Origin of the sequence: Amycolatopsis mongoliensis, assembly GCF_030285665.1 — a bacterium.
GTDB classification, from domain to species: domain Bacteria; phylum Actinomycetota; class Actinomycetes; order Mycobacteriales; family Pseudonocardiaceae; genus Amycolatopsis; species Amycolatopsis mongoliensis.
Genome location: NZ_CP127295.1, coordinates 10255855 through 10273505, shown reverse-complemented (window position 1 = coordinate 10273505; position 17651 = coordinate 10255855). Strand labels below are relative to the sequence as shown.

Genomic DNA, 17651 nt, shown 5'->3' with positions numbered 1-17651 from the left:
CGACGTGAACGAGGAGAAGCTGCTCGGGTACCTGCGCAAGGTCACCGCCGACCTGCACGAGACCCGGGAACGCCTGCGGGAGGCCGAATCCGCCACGCCCGAGCCGATCGCGATCGTGGCGATGGCCTGCCGGTTCCCCGGGGGCGTCGAGACGCCCGAGGACCTCTGGCGGGTGCTCGAAACCGGCACCGACACGCTGACGGACTTCCCGGACGACCGCGGCTGGGACCTCGACGCGGTCTACCACCCCGACCCGGACCACCCGGGCACCAGCTACGTCGACCAGGGCGGGTTCGTCCGCGACGCGGGCGCGTTCGACGCGGGCTTCTTCGGCATCTCGCCCCGCGAAGCGCTCTCGATGGACCCGCAGCAGCGGCTCCTGCTCGAGACGTCGTGGGAAGCCCTGGAGCGCGCCGGGATCGACCCGCTGTCGCTGCGGGGCGAGCCGGTCGGCGTCTTCGCCGGGACCAACGGCCAGGACTACCCCGGCCTGCTCAGCCTCGTGCCCGGCGTCGGCGACGGCTACGAGAGCACCGGCAACGCCGCCAGTGTCCTTTCCGGACGGATCTCCTACGCGCTCGGGCTGGAGGGCCCGGCCGTCACCGTCGACACAGCGTGCTCGTCCTCGCTGGTCGCGCTGCACTGGGCGGCGCACGCGCTGCGCGAGGGGGAGTGCGACCTCGCGCTCGCCGGGGGAGTCACGGTCATGACGACGCCCGGCGCGTTCATCGGCTTCAGCCGGCAGCAGGGCCTGGCCGCGGACGGCCGGTGCAAGGCGTTCGCCGACGGCGCCGACGGCACAGGCTGGGGCGAGGGCGCCGGGGTCGTGCTGCTGGAGCGGCTGTCCGACGCCCGGCGCAAGGGCCACCCGGTGCTCGCGATCGTCGCGGGTTCGGCGATCAACTCCGACGGCGCGTCGAACGGCCTCACCGCCCCGAACGGCCCCTCGCAGCAGCGGGTCATCCGGGCCGCGCTCGCCGACGCGGGCCTGGCACCGTCCGATGTGGACGCCGTGGAGGCGCACGGGACCGGTACCTCGCTGGGCGACCCGATCGAGGCGCAGGCCCTGCTGGCCACCTACGGCCGGGACCGCCGGACGCCGTTGTGGCTCGGCTCGATCAAGTCGAACCTCGGCCACACCCAGGCAGCCGCGGGCGTCGCCGGCGTCATCAAGATGACTCTTGCACTGCGCAACGGCGTCCTGCCGAAGACCCTGCACGTCGAGCAGCCGACGTCGCGGGTGGACTGGTCGGCCGGGAACGTCCGCGTGCTGACCGAACCGGTTCCGTGGCCGGAGGACGGCCGGGTGCGCCGCGCGGGCGTCTCGGCGTTCGGGGTCAGCGGGACCAACGCCCACGTGCTCCTCGCCGCACCGCCGGTCGAAGAAGCCGCGCTCCGGGACGAAACCACGCCGGCCGTGGTCCCGTGGGTCCTTTCCGGACGATCGGAAGCGGCTCTGCGCGCCCAAGCCGCGCGGCTCGCCGGTGTCGAAGGCGGCCCCGCCGGGATCGGGCTGGCCCTCGCCACGACCCGCTCGGCCTTCGAGCACCGGGCCGTCCTGGTCGGCGACGCGGCCGAGCTGGCCGACGGCGTGCGCGCGCTCGCGAAGGGCGACGACGTGCCCGGGCTGGTCCGCGGCGCGGTCGCCGAAGGCCTGACCGCGTTCCTGTTCACCGGCCAGGGCGCGCAACGCGCCGGCATGGGCCGCGAGCTCCGCGAGCGGTTCCCGGCCTACGCAACCGCTTTCGACGAGGTCTGCGCGGAGTTCGACCGGTACCTCGATCGTCCACTCAAGACGGTCATCGAGTCCGGGGTGGACCTGGACGAGACGGCCTACACCCAGCCCGCGCTGTTCGCGGTCGAGGTCGCGCTGTTCCGGCTGGTGGAGTCCTGGGGCGTGACACCGGACCACCTAGCCGGGCACTCCATCGGCGAGCTGGCGGCGGCGCACGTCGCAGGGGTGTTCTCCCTCGCCGACGCCGCCGAGCTGGTCGCCGCGCGCGGTCGGCTCATGCAGGCGCTCCCGCGCGGCGGGGCGATGGTCGCCCTTCAAGCCACCGAGGCCGAAGTGACGCCGCTGCTCACCGGCGCCGTCTCCCTCGCGGCGGTCAACGGCCCGGCCGCCGTCGTGGTGTCCGGCGAAGAAGCGGCCGCGGGCGAGATCGAACGGCACTTCGCCGCCCTCGGCCGCCGGACCCGGCGGCTCACCGTCTCCCACGCCTTCCACTCCCCGCTGATGGACCCGATGCTGGCGGAGTTCGCGCAGGTCGCGGCGCGGATCAGCTACGCCCGGCCGCGGCTTCCGATCGTCTCGACGGTGACCGGGGCACCGGTGACCGACGAGCTGGCCACCCCGGACTACTGGGTGCGCCAGGTCCGGGAGCCCGTCCGGTTCGCCGCCGCCGTGGCCGCGCTCGCGGACGCGGGGACCACCCGGTTCCTGGAACTGGGGCCGCACGGCGTGCTCGCCGCCATGACCGAGGAGTGCCTGCCCGGCACGACGGCCGCCTCGATGCTGCGCAAGGACCGGGACGAGGTCCGGACCGCGCTGGCCGCAGTCGCGGAGATGTACGTCCGCGGCGCGCGGGCCGCCTGGGGCGAGCTGTTCCCCGGCGCCCGCCCGGCGGAACTGCCGACGTACGCCTTCCAGCGCGAAACCTACTGGCCCGAGCTGCCCGAGCCGGTCGGTGGCGCCACCCGGGACTCACTGCTCGAGCTCGACTGGGTGCCCGTCCCGGCGGGGGAGCCGGTCCCGGCGGCGTGGGCCCTGCTCGGCTCCGGTCACCGCGAGCTCGGCGCCGCCCTGTTCGCCGAGCTGGGCGCGCTGGCCTGCCACCCCGACCTGGACGGCGTCGCGGAAGCGGGCGCGCTGCCCGACGTCCTCGTCGCCCCGTTCCTGTCCCGGTCCGAAGATGACACTCCCGGCTCGGCGGCTCGTCGCGCACTGGGGCTCGTGCAGGCGTGGCTGACCGACGAGCGGTTCGACGGCCGGACGCTGGTGGTCCTGACCCGGAACGCCGCCGTCGCCGAGGGCGTGTCGGACCTCGCGCAGGCCCCGGTGTGGGGCCTGGTGCGCTCGGCCGCGGCCGAGAACCCCGGCCGATTCGTGCTCGCCGACGTCGACGACCCGGCGGCCGCGCGGCTGCTGCCCGCCGCGCTCGCCACCGGCGAACCCCAGTTCCTGCTGCGCGACGGCGAGATCCGGGCGGCGCGCCTGGCCAAGCTCACCTCGCCCGAGCCGGGCCCGTCCGCGTCGTTCGGTCCGGACGGCACGGTGCTCGTCACCGGCGGCACCGGGGCGCTGGGTGCACTGGTCGCCCGCCACCTGGCCACCCGGTACGGCGTGCGCCACCTGCTCCTGGCCAGCCGTCGCGGCCCGGACGCCGACGGCGCGGCCGAGCTGGTCGCGGACCTGACCGAGCTGGGTGCCGAACCGGTCGTCGCGGCCTGCGACGCCGCCGACCGCGACGCGCTGGCGACGCTGCTGGCGAGCATTCCCGCGGACCGGCCGCTGACCGGCGTCGTCCACGTGGCCGGCGTCCTCGACGACGGCGTCGTGTCCGCGCTGACCCCCGAGCGCCTGGACGCCGTGCTGCGGCCCAAGATCGACGCCGTCACCAACCTGCACGAGCTGACCGCCGAGGCCGAGCTGAGCGCGTTCGTCGTGTTCTCCTCGATCTCCGGCACGCTCGGCCCGGCCGGGCAGGCGAACTACGCGGCGGCCAACGTCTGGCTCGACGCGCTGGCCCGCCACCGCCGCGACCACGGCCTGCCCGCGCTCGCGCTCGGCTGGGGTCTGTGGGAACAGTCCGGCGGCATGACCGGCGCCCTCGCCGACCGCGACCGCCGCCGGCTGGGCGCCACCGGCATGATCCCGTTGTCCACTGTGGAGGGTCTCCGGCTGTTCGACGCGGCCTGCCGCGCCGGCGAGCCCGCGGTGCTGCCGATCCGGTTCGACTTCGCCGTCCTCAGGGCCGCGCCGGTCCTGCCACCGGTGTTCTCCGAGCTCGTCCCGCCGCGGCCGGTCGCCCAGCCCACCGCCGACCGGCCGGCCGACGTGCTCGACGTCGTCCGCACCGCCGTGGCTCTGGTGCTCGGCTACGCGAACGCGGCGGCCGTCGCGCCGGACCGGGCGTTCAAGGACCTCGGGTTCGACTCGCTGACCGCCGTCGAACTCCGCAACCGGCTGGCCGCGGCCACCGGGCAGCGGCTGCCCGCCACGCTGATCTACGACTACGCCACCCCGAACGCCCTGGCCGCGCACCTCGCCGGCGAGGCGGGGACGGCGGCACCGGCGCCCGTCGCGGCCCGGACCGACGACGAGCCGATCGCGATCGTGGCGATGGCCTGCCGGTTCCCCGGCGGCGTCCACACGCCCGACGAGCTGTGGACGTTGCTCGCCGAAGGCCGCGACGCGATCGGCGGCTTCCCGGCCGACCGCGGCTGGGACCTCGACGCGCTCTACGACCCGGACCCCGACAGCGAGGGCACTTCGTACGCCCGTGAAGGCGGTTTCCTCGACGACGCCACGTTGTTCGACCCCGCCTTCTTCGGGATCTCGCCCCGGGAAGCCCTCGCCATGGACCCGCAGCAGCGGCTGCTGCTGGAGACGTCCTGGGAAGCCTTCGAACGCGCGGGGATCGACCCGGAGTCGCTGCGGGGGGCGCCGGTCGGCGTGTTCGCCGGCACCAACGGCCAGGACTACCCCGCCCTGCTCGCGCTGTCGCCGAAGAGCGCCGAAGGCTACCTCGGCACCGGCAACGCCGCCTCCGTGCTCTCAGGCCGGATTTCGTACGCGCTCGGGCTCGAGGGCCCGGCGGTCACCGTGGACACGGCGTGCTCGTCTTCCCTGGTCGCGCTGCACTGGGCGATCCAGGCCCTGCGCGCGGGGGAGTGCTCGCTCGCGCTCGCCGGCGGGGTCACCGTGCTGTCGACGCCGGGCTCGTTCGTCGAGTTCAGCCGGCAGCGAGGCCTGTCCCCGGACGGCCGGTGCCGCGCCTTCTCCGACGACGCGAACGGCACCGGCTGGGGCGAGGGCTCCGGGATGCTCGTGCTGGCACGGCTGTCGGACGCGCGCCGCAACGGGCACCCGGTGCTGGCGGTCGTGCGGGGCAGCGCCGTGAACCAGGACGGCGCGTCGAACGGGCTCACCGCGCCGAACGGTCCTTCGCAGCAGCGCGTGATCCGGGCCGCGCTGGCGAGTGCGGGCCTCGAACCGTCCGATGTGGACGTCGTCGAGGCGCACGGGACCGGGACGTCGCTGGGCGACCCGATCGAGGCCCAGGCGCTGATCGCCACCTACGGCCAGGACCGCGAGCGGCCGCTGTGGCTGGGCTCGATCAAGTCCAACGTCGGGCACACCCAGGCGGCGGCCGGGGTCGCCGGGGTCATGAAGATGGTCTTGGCCCTGCGCCACGGCCTGCTGCCGCGGACGCTGCACGCCGAGATTCCCTCGTCCCATGTGGACTGGTCCGCTGGTGCCGTGCGGCTGCTGTCGGAGCCGGTGCCGTGGCCGGACGAAGACCGCGTGCGCCGTGCCGGCGTCTCGTCGTTCGGGGTGAGCGGCACGAACGCGCACGTGATCCTGGAGCAGGCACCGGAGCGCCCCAATGTGGCATTGGGTGCGTCTGACGCACCGAACGCCACATTGGGTGCGTCTGACGCACCGAACGCCACATTGGGGCGCTGGGTGCCCTGGACCATCTCCGGCCACACTCCGGAAGCCCTGCGAGGACAGGCCGAACGGCTGCTGAGCCACATCGCGGCCCACCCGGCCGAACCCGCCGAGATCGGCACCGCACTGGCGGGCCGCACGGTGTTCGGTCACCGAGCGGTCGTCGTCGGCACCGATCGCGACGAGCTGGTCCGGGGGCTGGCCGCGATCGCCGCCGGCCAGCCCGCGCCCGGCGTCACCACAGGGGTGCGTGCCGAGGGTGCCACCGCCTTTCTGTTCACCGGGCAGGGGGCGCAGCGGCTCGGCATGGGTGCCGGGCTGCGCCGTGAGTTCCCGGTGTTCGCCGAAGTCTTCGCCGAGGTGTGCGCGCAGTTCGACGCCCATCTCGACCGGCCGCTCCTGGACGTCGTCGACACCGAACCCGAGCTGCTCGACCGGACCGGCTACACCCAGCCCGCGCTGTTCGCGGTCGAGGTGGCCCTGTTCCGCCTCCTGGAATCCTGGGGCGTCCATCCCGACCGGCTCGCCGGGCACTCGATCGGCGAACTGGCCGCGGCGCACGTCGCGGGCGTGTGGTCGCTGTCCGACGCCTGTGCCGTCGTCGCCGCGCGGGGCCGTCTGATGCAGACCCTCCCGCCCGGTGGGGCGATGCTCGCGATCGAGGCGACCGAAGCCGAGGTCGTCCCGACGCTGCCCGCGGGTGTCGAGCTGGCCGCGGTCAACGGTCCCATGTCCGTGGTGGTCTCCGGTGCCGAAGACGGCGTCCTGCAGGTCGAGCGGCACTGGGCCGGGCGCAAGACCCGGCGGCTGCGCGTCTCGCACGCCTTCCACTCGCCGGCCATGGACGCGATGCTCGCGGAGTTCGGCCGGGTCCTGGCCGGCGTCACCTTCGCCGCGCCCACCATCCCGATCGTCTCGACTCTCACCGGCGAACCGGCGACCGAACTGACCTCGCCCGAGTACTGGCTGCGCCAGGCCCGGGGGACGGTGCGCTTCGCCGACGCCGTCGCCACCCTCGCCGGGCTCGGCGTGACCCGGTTCGTGGAACTGGGCCCGGACGGCATCCTGACCGCGATGGCCGCGTCCTCCTTGGACGATCGCGGGGTGGTCACCGCGGTGCTGCGCAAGGACCGCGACGAGCCGCGCGAACTGCTGAGCGCACTGGCGAAACTGCACGTCACCGGATCCACGGTGGACTGGAAGCCCGTCCTCGGCGGGACCGGCGACCCGTCGTCCCTGCCGACGTACGCCTTCCAGCACGAGCGGTTCTGGCCCGAGTTCTCCCTCACCCCGGCCGGCGACGTCACGATGGCGGGCCTCGACCGCCCGGACCACCCGCTGCTCGGCGCGTCGGTCACGAACGCCGACGACGGCACCGTGGTGTGCACGGGCCGGGTTTCGCCGCGCACCCACCCCTGGCTCGCCGACCACGTCGTCGCGGGCAGCACGCTGTTCCCCGGCACCGGGTTCGTCGAGCTGGTCCTGCGCGCGGCCGAGCACGTGGGTGCGGGCGGCATCGACGAACTGGTCATCGAGACGCCGTTGCCCTTGCCTGAGCGCGAAGGTGTGCAGCTGCAAGTCGTCCTCGGCGCGCCGGACGAGGCGGGCACGCGGTCGGTGACCGTCCACTCGCGACTCGACGACGAGCCGTGGACGCGGCACGCCGGCGGACGGCTGGCCGCTGAACCCGGTTCCGTCCCCGAAGACCTGACGGAGTGGCCGCCGGCCGGGGCCGAGCCCCTGGACCTCGACGGCCTCTACACCGGCAGCCCGGACGGCGGGTTCGGCTACGGCCCGGCCTTCCAGGGCCTGCGCGCGGCCTGGCGGCTCGGCGACGAAGTCCACGCCGAAGTGGCCCTGCGGCCCGAGGAGCACGCGGACGCGGCCCGGTCCGGCCTGCACCCGGCGCTGCTGGACGCGTCGCTGCACGTGCTCGGCACGGTCGCCGAGTGGGCGGGCCGGACCTACCTCCCGTTCTCCTGGAGCGGGGTGACGCTGCACGCGAGCGGCGCCACCGCGGTCCGCGTCACGGTGACCCCGAACGGCCACGACACCGTCAAGCTGAGCCTGGCCGACCCGGCCGGCCGCCCGGTGGCGTCGGTCGACGCGCTGGTGCTGCGGCCCCTCGTCGCCGGGGCGGTGCGCCCGGTCCGGAAGGCGCACGAGTCGCTGTTCCGGCTCGACTGGCGGCCGGTCGCGGCGCCCCCGGTCGAAGCCGTCGCGCGGCGGTGGGCCATCGTCGGCGAGGACGACCTCGAGGTCGGGCCGGTGCTCGACGCGAGCGGCGTCGCGTGCGAGTCCTATGCGGACCTCGACGCGCTCGGGGCCGCGGTCGGCCTCGGGATGGCCGTGCCGGAAGCGGTGCTGGCCGTCCTCGCCCCGGCCACGGGCGAGCTGCCGGGGGTCGCCCGGGCGGCCGCGCACGACGTGCTCTCGCTGCTGCAGGACTGGCTGGCCGACGAGCGGTTCGCCGCCTCCCGCCTGGTCGTGGTGACCCGGGGCGCGGTCGCCGCCGCGGCCGGCGACGACGTCCCCGGCCTGGCGTGCGCACCGATCTGGGGCCTGGTCCGCTCGGCGCAGTCCGAGCACCCCGGCCGGGTCCGCCTGATCGACCTCGACGAGTCCGCTGACGCGCTGCCGTCCGCGGTCCTCTCCGACGAGCCCCAGCTCGCCGTCCGCGAAGGCGCCCTGCTCGCGGCCCGGCTGACCCGCGCCACCACGGAAGCCGCCACCGGCAAACGGCCGTTCGGGCCGGACGGCACGGTGCTGCTCACCGGCGCCACCGGCAGCCTCGGCCGCGTGCTGGCCCGGCACCTGGTCACCGCCCACGACGTCCGGCGGCTCGTGCTGACCAGCCGCAGCGCGGCCGGCGCCACCGAACTGCGGGACGAGCTGACCGCGCTGGGCGCGGACGTCCGGCTCGCCGCCTGCGACACCGCGGACCGGACGGCGCTCGCCGAACTGCTGGCAGACGTCCCCGACCTCGCCGGGGTCGTGCACGCGGCCGGCGTGCTCGACGACGGCGTCCTGTCTTCGCTCACCCCGGAGCGGCTGGACGCGGTGCTGCGGCCCAAGGTCGACGCCGCCTGGCACCTGCACGAGCTGACCGCGGACCGGAACCTCTCGGCGTTCGTGCTCTTCTCCTCGGTGTCGGCCACCTTCGGCGGCCCGGGGCAGGGCAACTACGCCGCGGCGAACGCCTTCCTCGACGCGCTCGCCGCCCACCGGGCCGCCCGCGGCCTGCCCGCCCAGGCGCTGGCCTGGGGCCTGTGGGAGACCGGGATGAGCGCCACGCTCGACTCGGCGGATCGGCAGCGGATGTCGCGCGGTGGCGTCCAGGCGCTGCCGGTCGAGCAGGGACTGGCGTTGTTCGACACCGCGACGTCGCTCGCCGAACCCGCGCTGGTCCCGGCGAAACTCGAGCTCACCGGGCTGGGCGGCTCGGTCGCGTCCGTCCTCAAGGGACTCGTGCGGCCGGCCCGGCGTGCCGCGTCGGCCGCCGCCCCGGTGTCCGGTGAGGCCGCCCTGCGCGCCGCCCTGGCCGGGAAGCCGGAGCCGGACCAGCAGGCGATCCTGCTGGAGCTGGTCCGGGCCACCGCGGCCACGGTGCTGGGCCACGCCGGACCGGAGGCCGTGCGCCCGGACGTCGGGTTCCTCGTCGCCGGCTTCGACTCGCTGACCGCGGTCGAGCTGCGCAACGCCCTCGGCGCGTCGACCGGTCTGCGGCTGCCGCCGACGCTGGTCTTCGACTTCCCGGCACCGGCGGACCTCGCCGCGCACCTGCGGGCGGAGCTGAACGTCGGCGCGGCCGTGCACCCGAAGTCCACTGTGGACACCGGTGAGACGCTCGGCGCGCTGTTCCGCACGGCCTGCGAGCTCGGCAAGATGAAGGAGGGCTTCGAGCTGCTGCAGAACGCGGCACTGCTGCGGCCCACCTTCGACGCGGCCGCGGACCTGGCCGAACAGCCGGGTTCGGTGCAGCTGGCCGCCGGGGAGCGCACGCCGAAGCTCATCTGCTTCAGCTCGTACGTGGCGCTGGCCGGGGTGCACCAGTACGCCCGGTTCGCCTCGCCGTTCCGCGGCGACCACGACGTGCACGCGCTCCCCGCGCCCGGGTTCGTCAAGGGCGAGGCGCTGCCGACCAGTGTCCGCGCGGTCGCCGAGGTCCAGGCCGACTCGGTGCTGCGCGTCGCCGGCGGCGCGCCGTTCGTGCTCCTCGGGTCGTCTTCGGGCGGGATGCTCGCGCACGCCGCCGCCGAGCTCCTCGAAGAGCGGGGGACGCCGCCCCTGGCCGTCGTGCTGCTCGACAGCTACCTGCCGCGCGAAGACTCGCCGCTGGACCGGTTCCGCGACGAGCTGTTCGGCGGCATGTTCGACCGTGAGGAGGTGTTCGCGCCGATGGACGTCGCCCGGCTCTCGGCGATGAGCTGGTACTTCCGGCTCATGGCCGGCTGGGCGCCCGCGAAGCTGTCGGTGCCGCTGCTGCTGGTGCGCTCGTCCGAGCCCCCGGTCGCCGACGAGCGGCTGGCTCCGGAGGAGTGGCAGACGCACTGGGACACCGCCGACACCGTCATCGACGTGCCGGGCAACCACTTCACCATGGTCGAGGACCACGCCGCCACCACCGCCGAGACCGTGCGCGGCTGGCTCGGCACCACCCTGAGGACGGAGTTCACGCATGACTGAGAACCCGGAGCTGTGGCTCCGCCGCTACCACGACGCGGACGAGGGTGCCGTCCAGCTCTTCTGCCTGCCGCACGCCGGCGGCTCGGCGAGCTTCTACTTCCCGATGTCCACCGGGCTCGGCCGGGCGGTCGAGGTCCTGTCCGTGCAGTACCCGGGCCGCCAGGACCGCCGGCTGGAGCCGGGCATCGACACCATTCCCGAGCTCGCGGACCGCGTCGCCGAAGTGCTGGCCGAGCGGACGCGCAAGCCGTTCGCGCTGTTCGGCCACAGCATGGGCGCGACGCTCGGGTTCGAGGTCGCCACCCGGCTGGAGGCGGCCGGCGTGACCCCGCTGCACCTGTTCGCGTCCGGCCGGCGGGCGCCCTCCTGCCGCCGGGACGAATCCGTGCACAAGCTCGACGACGACGGCGTGCTCGCCGAACTGCGCAAGCTCGGCGGCACCAACGCGGCCGTGCTGGGCGACGACGAGATCCTGCGGATGGCGCTGCCCGCGATCCGCAACGACTACAAGGCCGCGGAGACCTACGTCAAGCGGCCGGGACCGAAGCTGAGCACGCCGATCACCGTGCTGACCGGCGACGCCGACCCGAAGACCACGCTGGCCGAGGCGCGGGCGTGGCAGGACCACACCGACGGCGAGTTCGAGCTGAAGGTGTTCGCCGGCGGGCACTTCTTCCTCGCCGACCACCAGCCCGAGGTGCTGCGGCTGATCTCCACCCGGCTCGCGGGCACGTTCTCCGGCCACCACTGAAAGGCACCCTCCCGTGCGCGTGTTGTTCGTGACGCTGGACGAGAAGTCCCACCTGTACTGCATGGTCCCGGCCGCCTGGGCGCTCGTCGCGGCCGGGCACGAGGTGCGGGTGGCCGCGTCGCCGGGGTTCACCGACGTCGTCACCGGCACCGGCCTGACCGCGGTGCCGGTCGGCGTGGACAACACGATGCACGAGGGCATGAAGCAGAACCGCGACGCCCAGGAAGCCGACATCGCGAACTGGAACGACACGGACCCGGCCTCGCACACCTGGGAGGCGCTGCACCAGCGCTTCACGTTCACCGTGTGGGCCGGGTTCGCCATCTACAACGACGAGATGGTCGGGGACCTGGTCGCCCACGCGCGGGAGTGGCAGCCCGACCTGGTCGTCTGGGACGCGCTGACCTACGCCGGGGCGATCGCGGCGAAGGCCTGCGGCGCGGCGCACGTCCGGCAGCTGTGCTGGGCCGACGTCTGGTGCGCCATGCGCCGGACGTTCCTCGAGGTGATGGCCGAACAGCCGCCGGAGCAGCGGGAAGACCCGCTCTACGACTGGCTGGAGCTGACCGGCCGGCCGTACGGGGTGGACTTCGACGAAGAGCTCGTCACCGGCCAAGCGACCATCGACCCGCTGCCGGAGTCGCTCGGCGCGCGCTCCGGCGTGCGGCGGCTGCCGGTGCGGCACGTGCCCTACAACGGCCGGGCGGTGGTCTGGGACTGGCTGCGCGAACCGCCGTCGCGGCCCCGCGTCTGCCTGACGCTGGGTTCGTCCAACACGGACGCGTTCGGCGGCGACTACGTGTCCATTCCGGAGATCCTGGCCGCGTTGTCCACTTTGGACATCGAAGTGGTGGCTGCGCTGGTGCCCGAACAGCGCAAGGCGCTGGACGAGGTTCCGGCCAACGTCCGGGTCGTCGAGTCGGTCGCGTTGCACACGGTGCTGCCGAGCTGCTCGGCGATCGTGCACCACGGCGGTTTCGGCAGCTACGGCGCGGCGCTGGTGGCCGGCGTCCCGCAGCTGACGGTCACGACGCCGATCGCCGACCACCTCCTGCGTCCCCAGCGCCTGGTCGACGAAGGCGCCGGACTGTTGTTCACCCACAACGGCTTCACCGCCGAAGACCTGCGGTCCGCGGTGGCCCGGCTGGTCGGGGAGCCGGAGTTCGCGGCCAACGCGCATCGCCTGCGCGACCTCGCGCTGGCCCAGCCGACCCCGCACGAGCTGGTGGCCGACCTGGAGAAGCTGGTCGCCGAGCGTCGTGAGTGAGAAACAGTGTTCTAACCCTGTTTCCCACTCACGACCTCGTCAGCCGCGGGCGGCCAGGCGGCGCCGGATTTCGGGCGCGTGCTCGATCGCGAAGGCCACCAGGGCCGCGACTTCGTGGACCTGCTCGCTCGTGACCGACGGGCCCGTCGGCAGCGTCAGCACGCGCCGGGAGAACACGTCGGTGGCGGGCAGCGAGACCGGCCGCTCGGTCCGGTAGGGCTCGCACTCGTGCACGCACGGCGAGAAGTAGCGCTGCGCCAGCACGTTGTCCGCCCGCAGCAGGTCGAGGATGGTGTCGCGGGACAGGCCGCACTCCTCCTCGTCCACCTTGACGACGTTGTACTGGTAGCTGTTGCGGTTCTCCTCGTCGTAGCGGTGCATCTCCAGGCCGGGCAGCCCGGCCAGCTCGGCGGCGTACTGCTCGTAGTGGGCGCGGTTGGCGGCGATGGTGGCGGGCAGCGCCTCGAGCGAGGTCAGCCCCATGGCCGCGGACGCCTCGCTCATCTTGGCGTTGGTGCCGGCGAACTCGGTGACGTGCTCCTCGCCCCAGCCGAAGTTGTGGGTGTAGCGGGCGCGCTGGGCGAACTCGTCGTCGTTGGTGACGATCGCGCCGCCTTCGAAGGTCGTGACGACCTTCGCCGCGTGGAAGCTGAACATCTCGGCCTTGCCGAACCCGCCGAGGGGCTGGGAGCCGAAGGTGCAGCCGATGCCGTGCGCGGCGTCGAAGAAGAGGGTCAGGTTGTGCAGCTCGGCGATCTTCTCGAGCTCCTGGATGGCGGCCGGCTGGCCCCACAGGTGCACGCCGACCAACCCGGTCGTGCGGTCGGTGATCAGGCGCTCGACCTGCTCGGGGTCGATGCACCCGGTCGCCGGGTCGAGATCGCAGAAGACCGGCGTCAGGCCGAGGTAGCGCATCGCGTGCGCGGTCGCGACGTAGGTCATGGACGGCATGACGACTTCGCCGGTCAGCCCGGCCGCCCGCGCCATCACCTCGAGCGCGATCGTCCCGTTGCAGGTGGCGACGCAGTGCTTCGCCCCGGTGTGGTCGGCGATCCGCGCCTCGAACTCCTTGACCAGCGGGCCACCGCTGGTGAGGCGCCCGCTGTCGAGGGCGACTTCGAGCCGCTCGTAGAACTTCGCCCGGTCCCCGGTGCTCGGTTTCCCCACCACCAGGGTCTGTTCGAAGGCCATCGGGCCGCCGAACAGTGCCAGGTCGTCAACGCTCGTCTTCATGAAAGGTCCTTCCCCAGGGGTCGCGGTCTGCCCTTTCCCGCGATGACGTGCAGTTCGTTGCTTTGCAACAGCTGTTGAGCTCCCCCTCGTGCGATCGTCTGCAGGATAGGGACGCCGCGAGTGGGTGATGCGCCCTTGCCGCGAAACTCTGTGGAACCACCTAGTCGTCCCGACGTAGAAACGTTCCAAGCCGTTTTGCGGGGAAACGGCCAGAACTTGCGTGGTAGCCGGTGCCGCCCGGGGTGCCGGTGGCCGACGATGCAGTGGTGAGCAGGCACATCGCGGTCTTCAGTTTCCCCGCGTACGCGCACGTCGCGCCGGTCCTCCCGATCGTCGCCGAACTGGTGCGGCGCGGCCATCGGGTCACCTTTGCCGTGGTGGACGAGTTCGCCGGGAAGGTGGCGGCGACCGGCGCCGAAGTACTGCCCTACACCTCGACGTTCCCGTGGGCGACCGGGCTGGGCGACACCGCCTCCGACGGGTACGCGCTGCGGGCCATGCTGGCGTTCATGGGCGAGGGGCTCGCGCCGCTGGACGCCGCCGTGCGGCGGTTCGCCGACGACCCGCCGGACCTGGTCGTGCACGACCTGGCGGCGTCGGAGACGGCGCGGCTGATCGCGCGGAAGTGGTCGGTGCCGACGGTCCAGTCGTGCCCGGAGTTCGCCTCCAACGAGCACTTCCGCCTGAACGAGGCGCAGGCCGAGACGGACTCCGCCGCGCCACCGGACCTCACCGACCCCGAGCTGGCCGCGTTCGTGGAGCACGCCGGGCAGCTGCTGGCCCGCCACGGTCTGTCCGATGTGGACACCGGCGTCGGCGCCCCCGGCTACCACCTCGTCTACCTGCCGAAGGCGTTCCAGATCCACGGCGAGACCTTCGACGACCGCTTCGCGTTCATCGGGCCGTGCTTCGACCGGACGGTGCCGCCGGGGGAGTGGACCCCGCCCGCCGACGGGCTGCCGCTCGTGCTGATTTCGCTGGGCACCTCGCGCAGCCGGGAGCAGGTGGGCTTCTTCCGCAAGTGCGTGCGCGCCTTTACCGGGCAGCCGTACCACGTCGTGCTGACGCTCGGGCGGTGGGTCGACCCGGCCGAGCTGGGCCCGCTGCCGGACAACGTCGAAGCGCACCCGTTCGTCGCGCACGCGGCCCTGCTGCCGCACACCCGGGTGTTCGTCACCCACGGCGGGCTGGGCAGCGCCATGGAGGCCCTGCACTACGGCGTCCCGATGGTCGTGACGCCGTCCCAGAGCGACCAGGTGGTGACCGCGGCCCGCATCGCCGATCTCGGGCTGGGCCGGGTGGTGTCGCGCACCGAGGTCACCGAGGACGAACTGCTCGAAGCGGTCGCCGCGACCGCGTCCGATCCCGTGATCGCCCAGCGCGTCCGGTGGATGAGCGAGCAGGTCGCGCTGGCCGGCGGGGAGATCCGCGCGGCCGACGCCGTCGAATCGTGGCTCGGAGCGAAAGTGGAGGCGAAGTGAAGCTGGCGGAGGTCTACCTCAGCGGGATCGGCACGTACGTGCCGGCGACCACCGGCGTCGAGGCGGCGATCGAGCAGGGGTGGATGACCGCCGAGGACGCCGAGACGTCCGGGTTGACCGGCGCGGCCTGCGCCGGCGAGACCCCGGCCCCGGACATGGCGCTCTGGGCCGGGCAGGAGGCCGTGGCCCGCGCGGGCGTCGACCCGGAATCGCTGGACGTCCTGCTCTACGCGGACAACTACCACTCGGGCCCGGACGGCTGGTTCCCGCAGTTCTGGCTGCAGCGGCACTTGGTCGGCGGCGACCTGCTCGCGGCCCAGCTGCGCCAGGGCTGCAACGGCATGTTCGGGGCGCTGGAGCTGGCGGCGACCTACCTGATCGCCCGCGGCGGCGGGACCGCGATGACGGTCGCTTCGGACAACTCGACGTCCCCGCTGGTGAACCGCTGGCGCTGCCTGCGTCCCGACTTCGTCATCGGCGACGGCGCGACGGCGGTGGTGCTGAACACGACGTCCGGCTTCGCGCGGCTGAAGTCGGCGAGCTCGATCACGGTGCCCGAGCTGGAGGGCATGCACCGCGGCGACGAGCCGATGTTCCCTCCGGGCGCGACGATCGGCCGGTTCATGGACTTCGCCGAGCGCATCGACTTCTTCGGCTTCGAGAACCGCGACACGATGCTCCACAGTGGCCTGAACCTGCTGAAGACGCGCTCGGAGCTGATCGACCGCGTGCTGGCCGAGGCGGGCATCGGGCTCGACGCGGTCAGCCGCATCGCGTACAACCACGGCTCGCGCAAGTACGTCGAGGAAGGGTTGCTCGCGATGCTGGGCATCCCGCTGGAGAAGTCCAACTGGGACTTCGGCCGCGGCCTGGGTCACCTGGGGGCGAGTGACCAGGTGGCCTCGCTGGCGAACATGCTCGGGACGGGCCAGCTGGCGCCGGGTGACCACGTGCTGATGGTCGGGATCGCGCCGGGGGTCAGCGTGGCCGGTGCCGTGGTGGAGATCCTGGACGTGCCGGAGTGGGCCGGGCCGGTGGTGCCCCGCTCGAGCTGAGCGCGGGTTCGGAGGTCGCCTTCGGTGGACGCGGTCCGGTGGGGGCGGCCTGGTGCGTGCTCCCCCGCGGCGGTCACGCCCGGTGGGACCACTGTTGTCACAGAGTAGCCGCTCCGAACGACAGGTGGGAAACTGACCAACAGCTCGTGAAGTCACCACCCGGCCTCGGCCGGTGCTCTCGAAACGCGAATCGGGTGGTCCGAGGTCGCCCCCGTCCCACCCGATCCGATCGGTCAGCGGTGTGCTCGCTCAGCCCCCGCTGCCGCCGCCGTACGCGCCACCCAAAAGGCGGCTGCGGCGCTTGCGGTTCTTTTCGTCGTCGGCCTTGGCGTTGTCCGCCTTGGAGTCGGACGGCTTCTTCTTGGAATCGTCTTCTTTTTTCCCGAAAATACCCACTGCGCCTCACCTTTCTTTGTGCCGGCCGCGGTCGTGAAAATCGATCCCTGCCTTCGCAGGATAGCGCAGGGTACCGCCGGACGCACCCTCGGCGACGCTGTATTCGAGGGATTTCCCGGAAGGTTCCCGCCTCGCGGGAAAGGGCCGGCCGGGCGCGCCGGGTGGGTGCCGACGCCGGCGTGAACCGGACGTCGACCCCTGCCCGGGCGGCCTGGCCGGCCCAGGGAAAGCGTTCAGCGGATGTACTGCGGGGTGACCTTCGGCGGCCACTGGCCGATGCACAGGATGCCCTGCGAGTAGGCCTTCGAGACCAGCGCCGAGCGGTTCGGCGACTTGAACTGCCGCAGCATCGCGCCGACGTGGTACTCGATCCCCTGCCTGCTCAGGTAGAGCTTCGAAGCGAGCTGCACGGTCGAAATCCCGGCGGCCACGCCCTCGAGCACCTTCGCGTCGAGCTCGCTGAGGAGCTTGGTCTTCTCGATCGCCGGCCGCGGGGTCTCCGCGGCGCGGTCCGGCTTGATCAGCACGACGATGGTGGTGACCTGACCGGACTGGCTGCGCACCGCGATGCCGGTCAGCCCGCCCGAGAGCACCGGCTGCGCGGGCCGCACGCCCACCAGGCGCGCGCTGAAGCGGTCCCGGCGGCCTTCGTTCAGCCGCGCCAGCTGCTGGAGGGTGAACTGCTTGGCACTCGGGTGCACGAAGTCCACAAAGCTCTGTCCGAAAACGTCGGACGCCGTTCGGCCGAGCTGACGGAGAAAGTCGCCATTGGCCTCGATCACCCGGAGGTCGGGCGCCAGATTCGCGATGCAGACATCGGACATGTCAAAGGAGGGGACGTTCTGATTCTGTCTCTCGGCGACGGCCGGGAGACCGTGCGGGACCGCCGCCGGTCGCTCGACCAAGGAATCGACACGCGTGTTCATAGAGTTCGAACCCCCAGATTCGTTCTACGTATCGTAGGCATTGTCCACGGACAAAGATGTCGGCGACCCCCGAGCTCCCCTCAAGAGGGCCTGCGGCGGCTGTCCGGATGGGTTCTTCACACCACCCCAGCGGAAAACTCGAGTTCCTTCCCCAGAACGTCCTCGAGTCCACCCGGTCAGCT

The 17651-nt window shown here is 73.1% G+C and carries 8 protein-coding genes; 5 read left to right on the top strand and 3 right to left on the bottom strand.

Going from position 1 to position 17651, the window contains the following annotated elements; genetic code table 11:
- Nucleotides 1-4 precede the first annotated feature (4 nt).
- Genes QRX60_RS49205 through QRX60_RS49195 form a run of 3 tightly spaced genes read left to right on the top strand, consistent with a single transcriptional unit; the run spans nt 5 to nt 12378 of the window.
- On the top strand, nt 5-10360 hold the full coding sequence (locus tag QRX60_RS49205; protein ID WP_285998338.1) for a type I polyketide synthase: 10356 nt from the start codon (nt 5-7) through the stop codon (nt 10358-10360).
- A complete protein-coding gene (locus QRX60_RS49200; RefSeq protein WP_285998337.1) occupies nt 10353-11111 on the top strand; it encodes a thioesterase II family protein in 759 nt (252 codons plus the stop codon). Before QRX60_RS49205 ends, QRX60_RS49200 begins: the two co-directional genes overlap by 8 nt.
- Nucleotides 11112-11124: 13 nt before the next feature.
- On the top strand, nt 11125-12378 hold the full coding sequence (locus tag QRX60_RS49195) for an activator-dependent family glycosyltransferase (RefSeq protein WP_285998336.1): 1254 nt from the start codon (nt 11125-11127) through the stop codon (nt 12376-12378).
- 39 nt (nt 12379-12417) lie between these two features.
- Here QRX60_RS49195 and QRX60_RS49190 read toward each other — a convergent pair whose 3' ends face one another.
- Nucleotides 12418-13611: an aminotransferase class I/II-fold pyridoxal phosphate-dependent enzyme gene (locus QRX60_RS49190; protein ID WP_285998335.1), complete on the bottom strand. Its 1194-nt coding sequence runs from the start codon at nt 13609-13611 to the stop codon at nt 12418-12420.
- A 266-nt stretch (nt 13612-13877) separates the two neighbouring features.
- On the opposite strand from QRX60_RS49190, the gene QRX60_RS49185 reads away from it, so the two are divergent.
- A complete protein-coding gene (locus QRX60_RS49185) occupies nt 13878-15092 on the top strand; it encodes a macrolide family glycosyltransferase (protein ID WP_285998334.1) in 1215 nt (404 codons plus the stop codon).
- Complete coding sequence (locus QRX60_RS49180) at nt 15089-16147, top strand: ketoacyl-ACP synthase III family protein (RefSeq protein WP_285998333.1); 1059 nt, start codon at nt 15089-15091, stop codon at nt 16145-16147. The genes QRX60_RS49185 and QRX60_RS49180 overlap by 4 nt, the downstream gene beginning before the upstream one ends.
- A 249-nt stretch (nt 16148-16396) precedes the next feature.
- Here QRX60_RS49180 and QRX60_RS49175 read toward each other — a convergent pair whose 3' ends face one another.
- Nucleotides 16397-16543 carry a hypothetical protein gene (locus QRX60_RS49175; RefSeq protein WP_284748679.1) on the bottom strand — a complete coding sequence of 49 codons (147 nt, stop codon included), beginning with the start codon at nt 16541-16543 and terminating at the stop codon, nt 16397-16399.
- Between the two features lie 233 nt (nt 16544-16776).
- Entirely contained in the window at nt 16777-17367 is a 591-nt protein-coding gene (locus QRX60_RS49170; RefSeq protein ID WP_285998332.1) for a helix-turn-helix transcriptional regulator, read from the bottom strand.
- Nucleotides 17368-17651 lie beyond the last annotated feature (284 nt).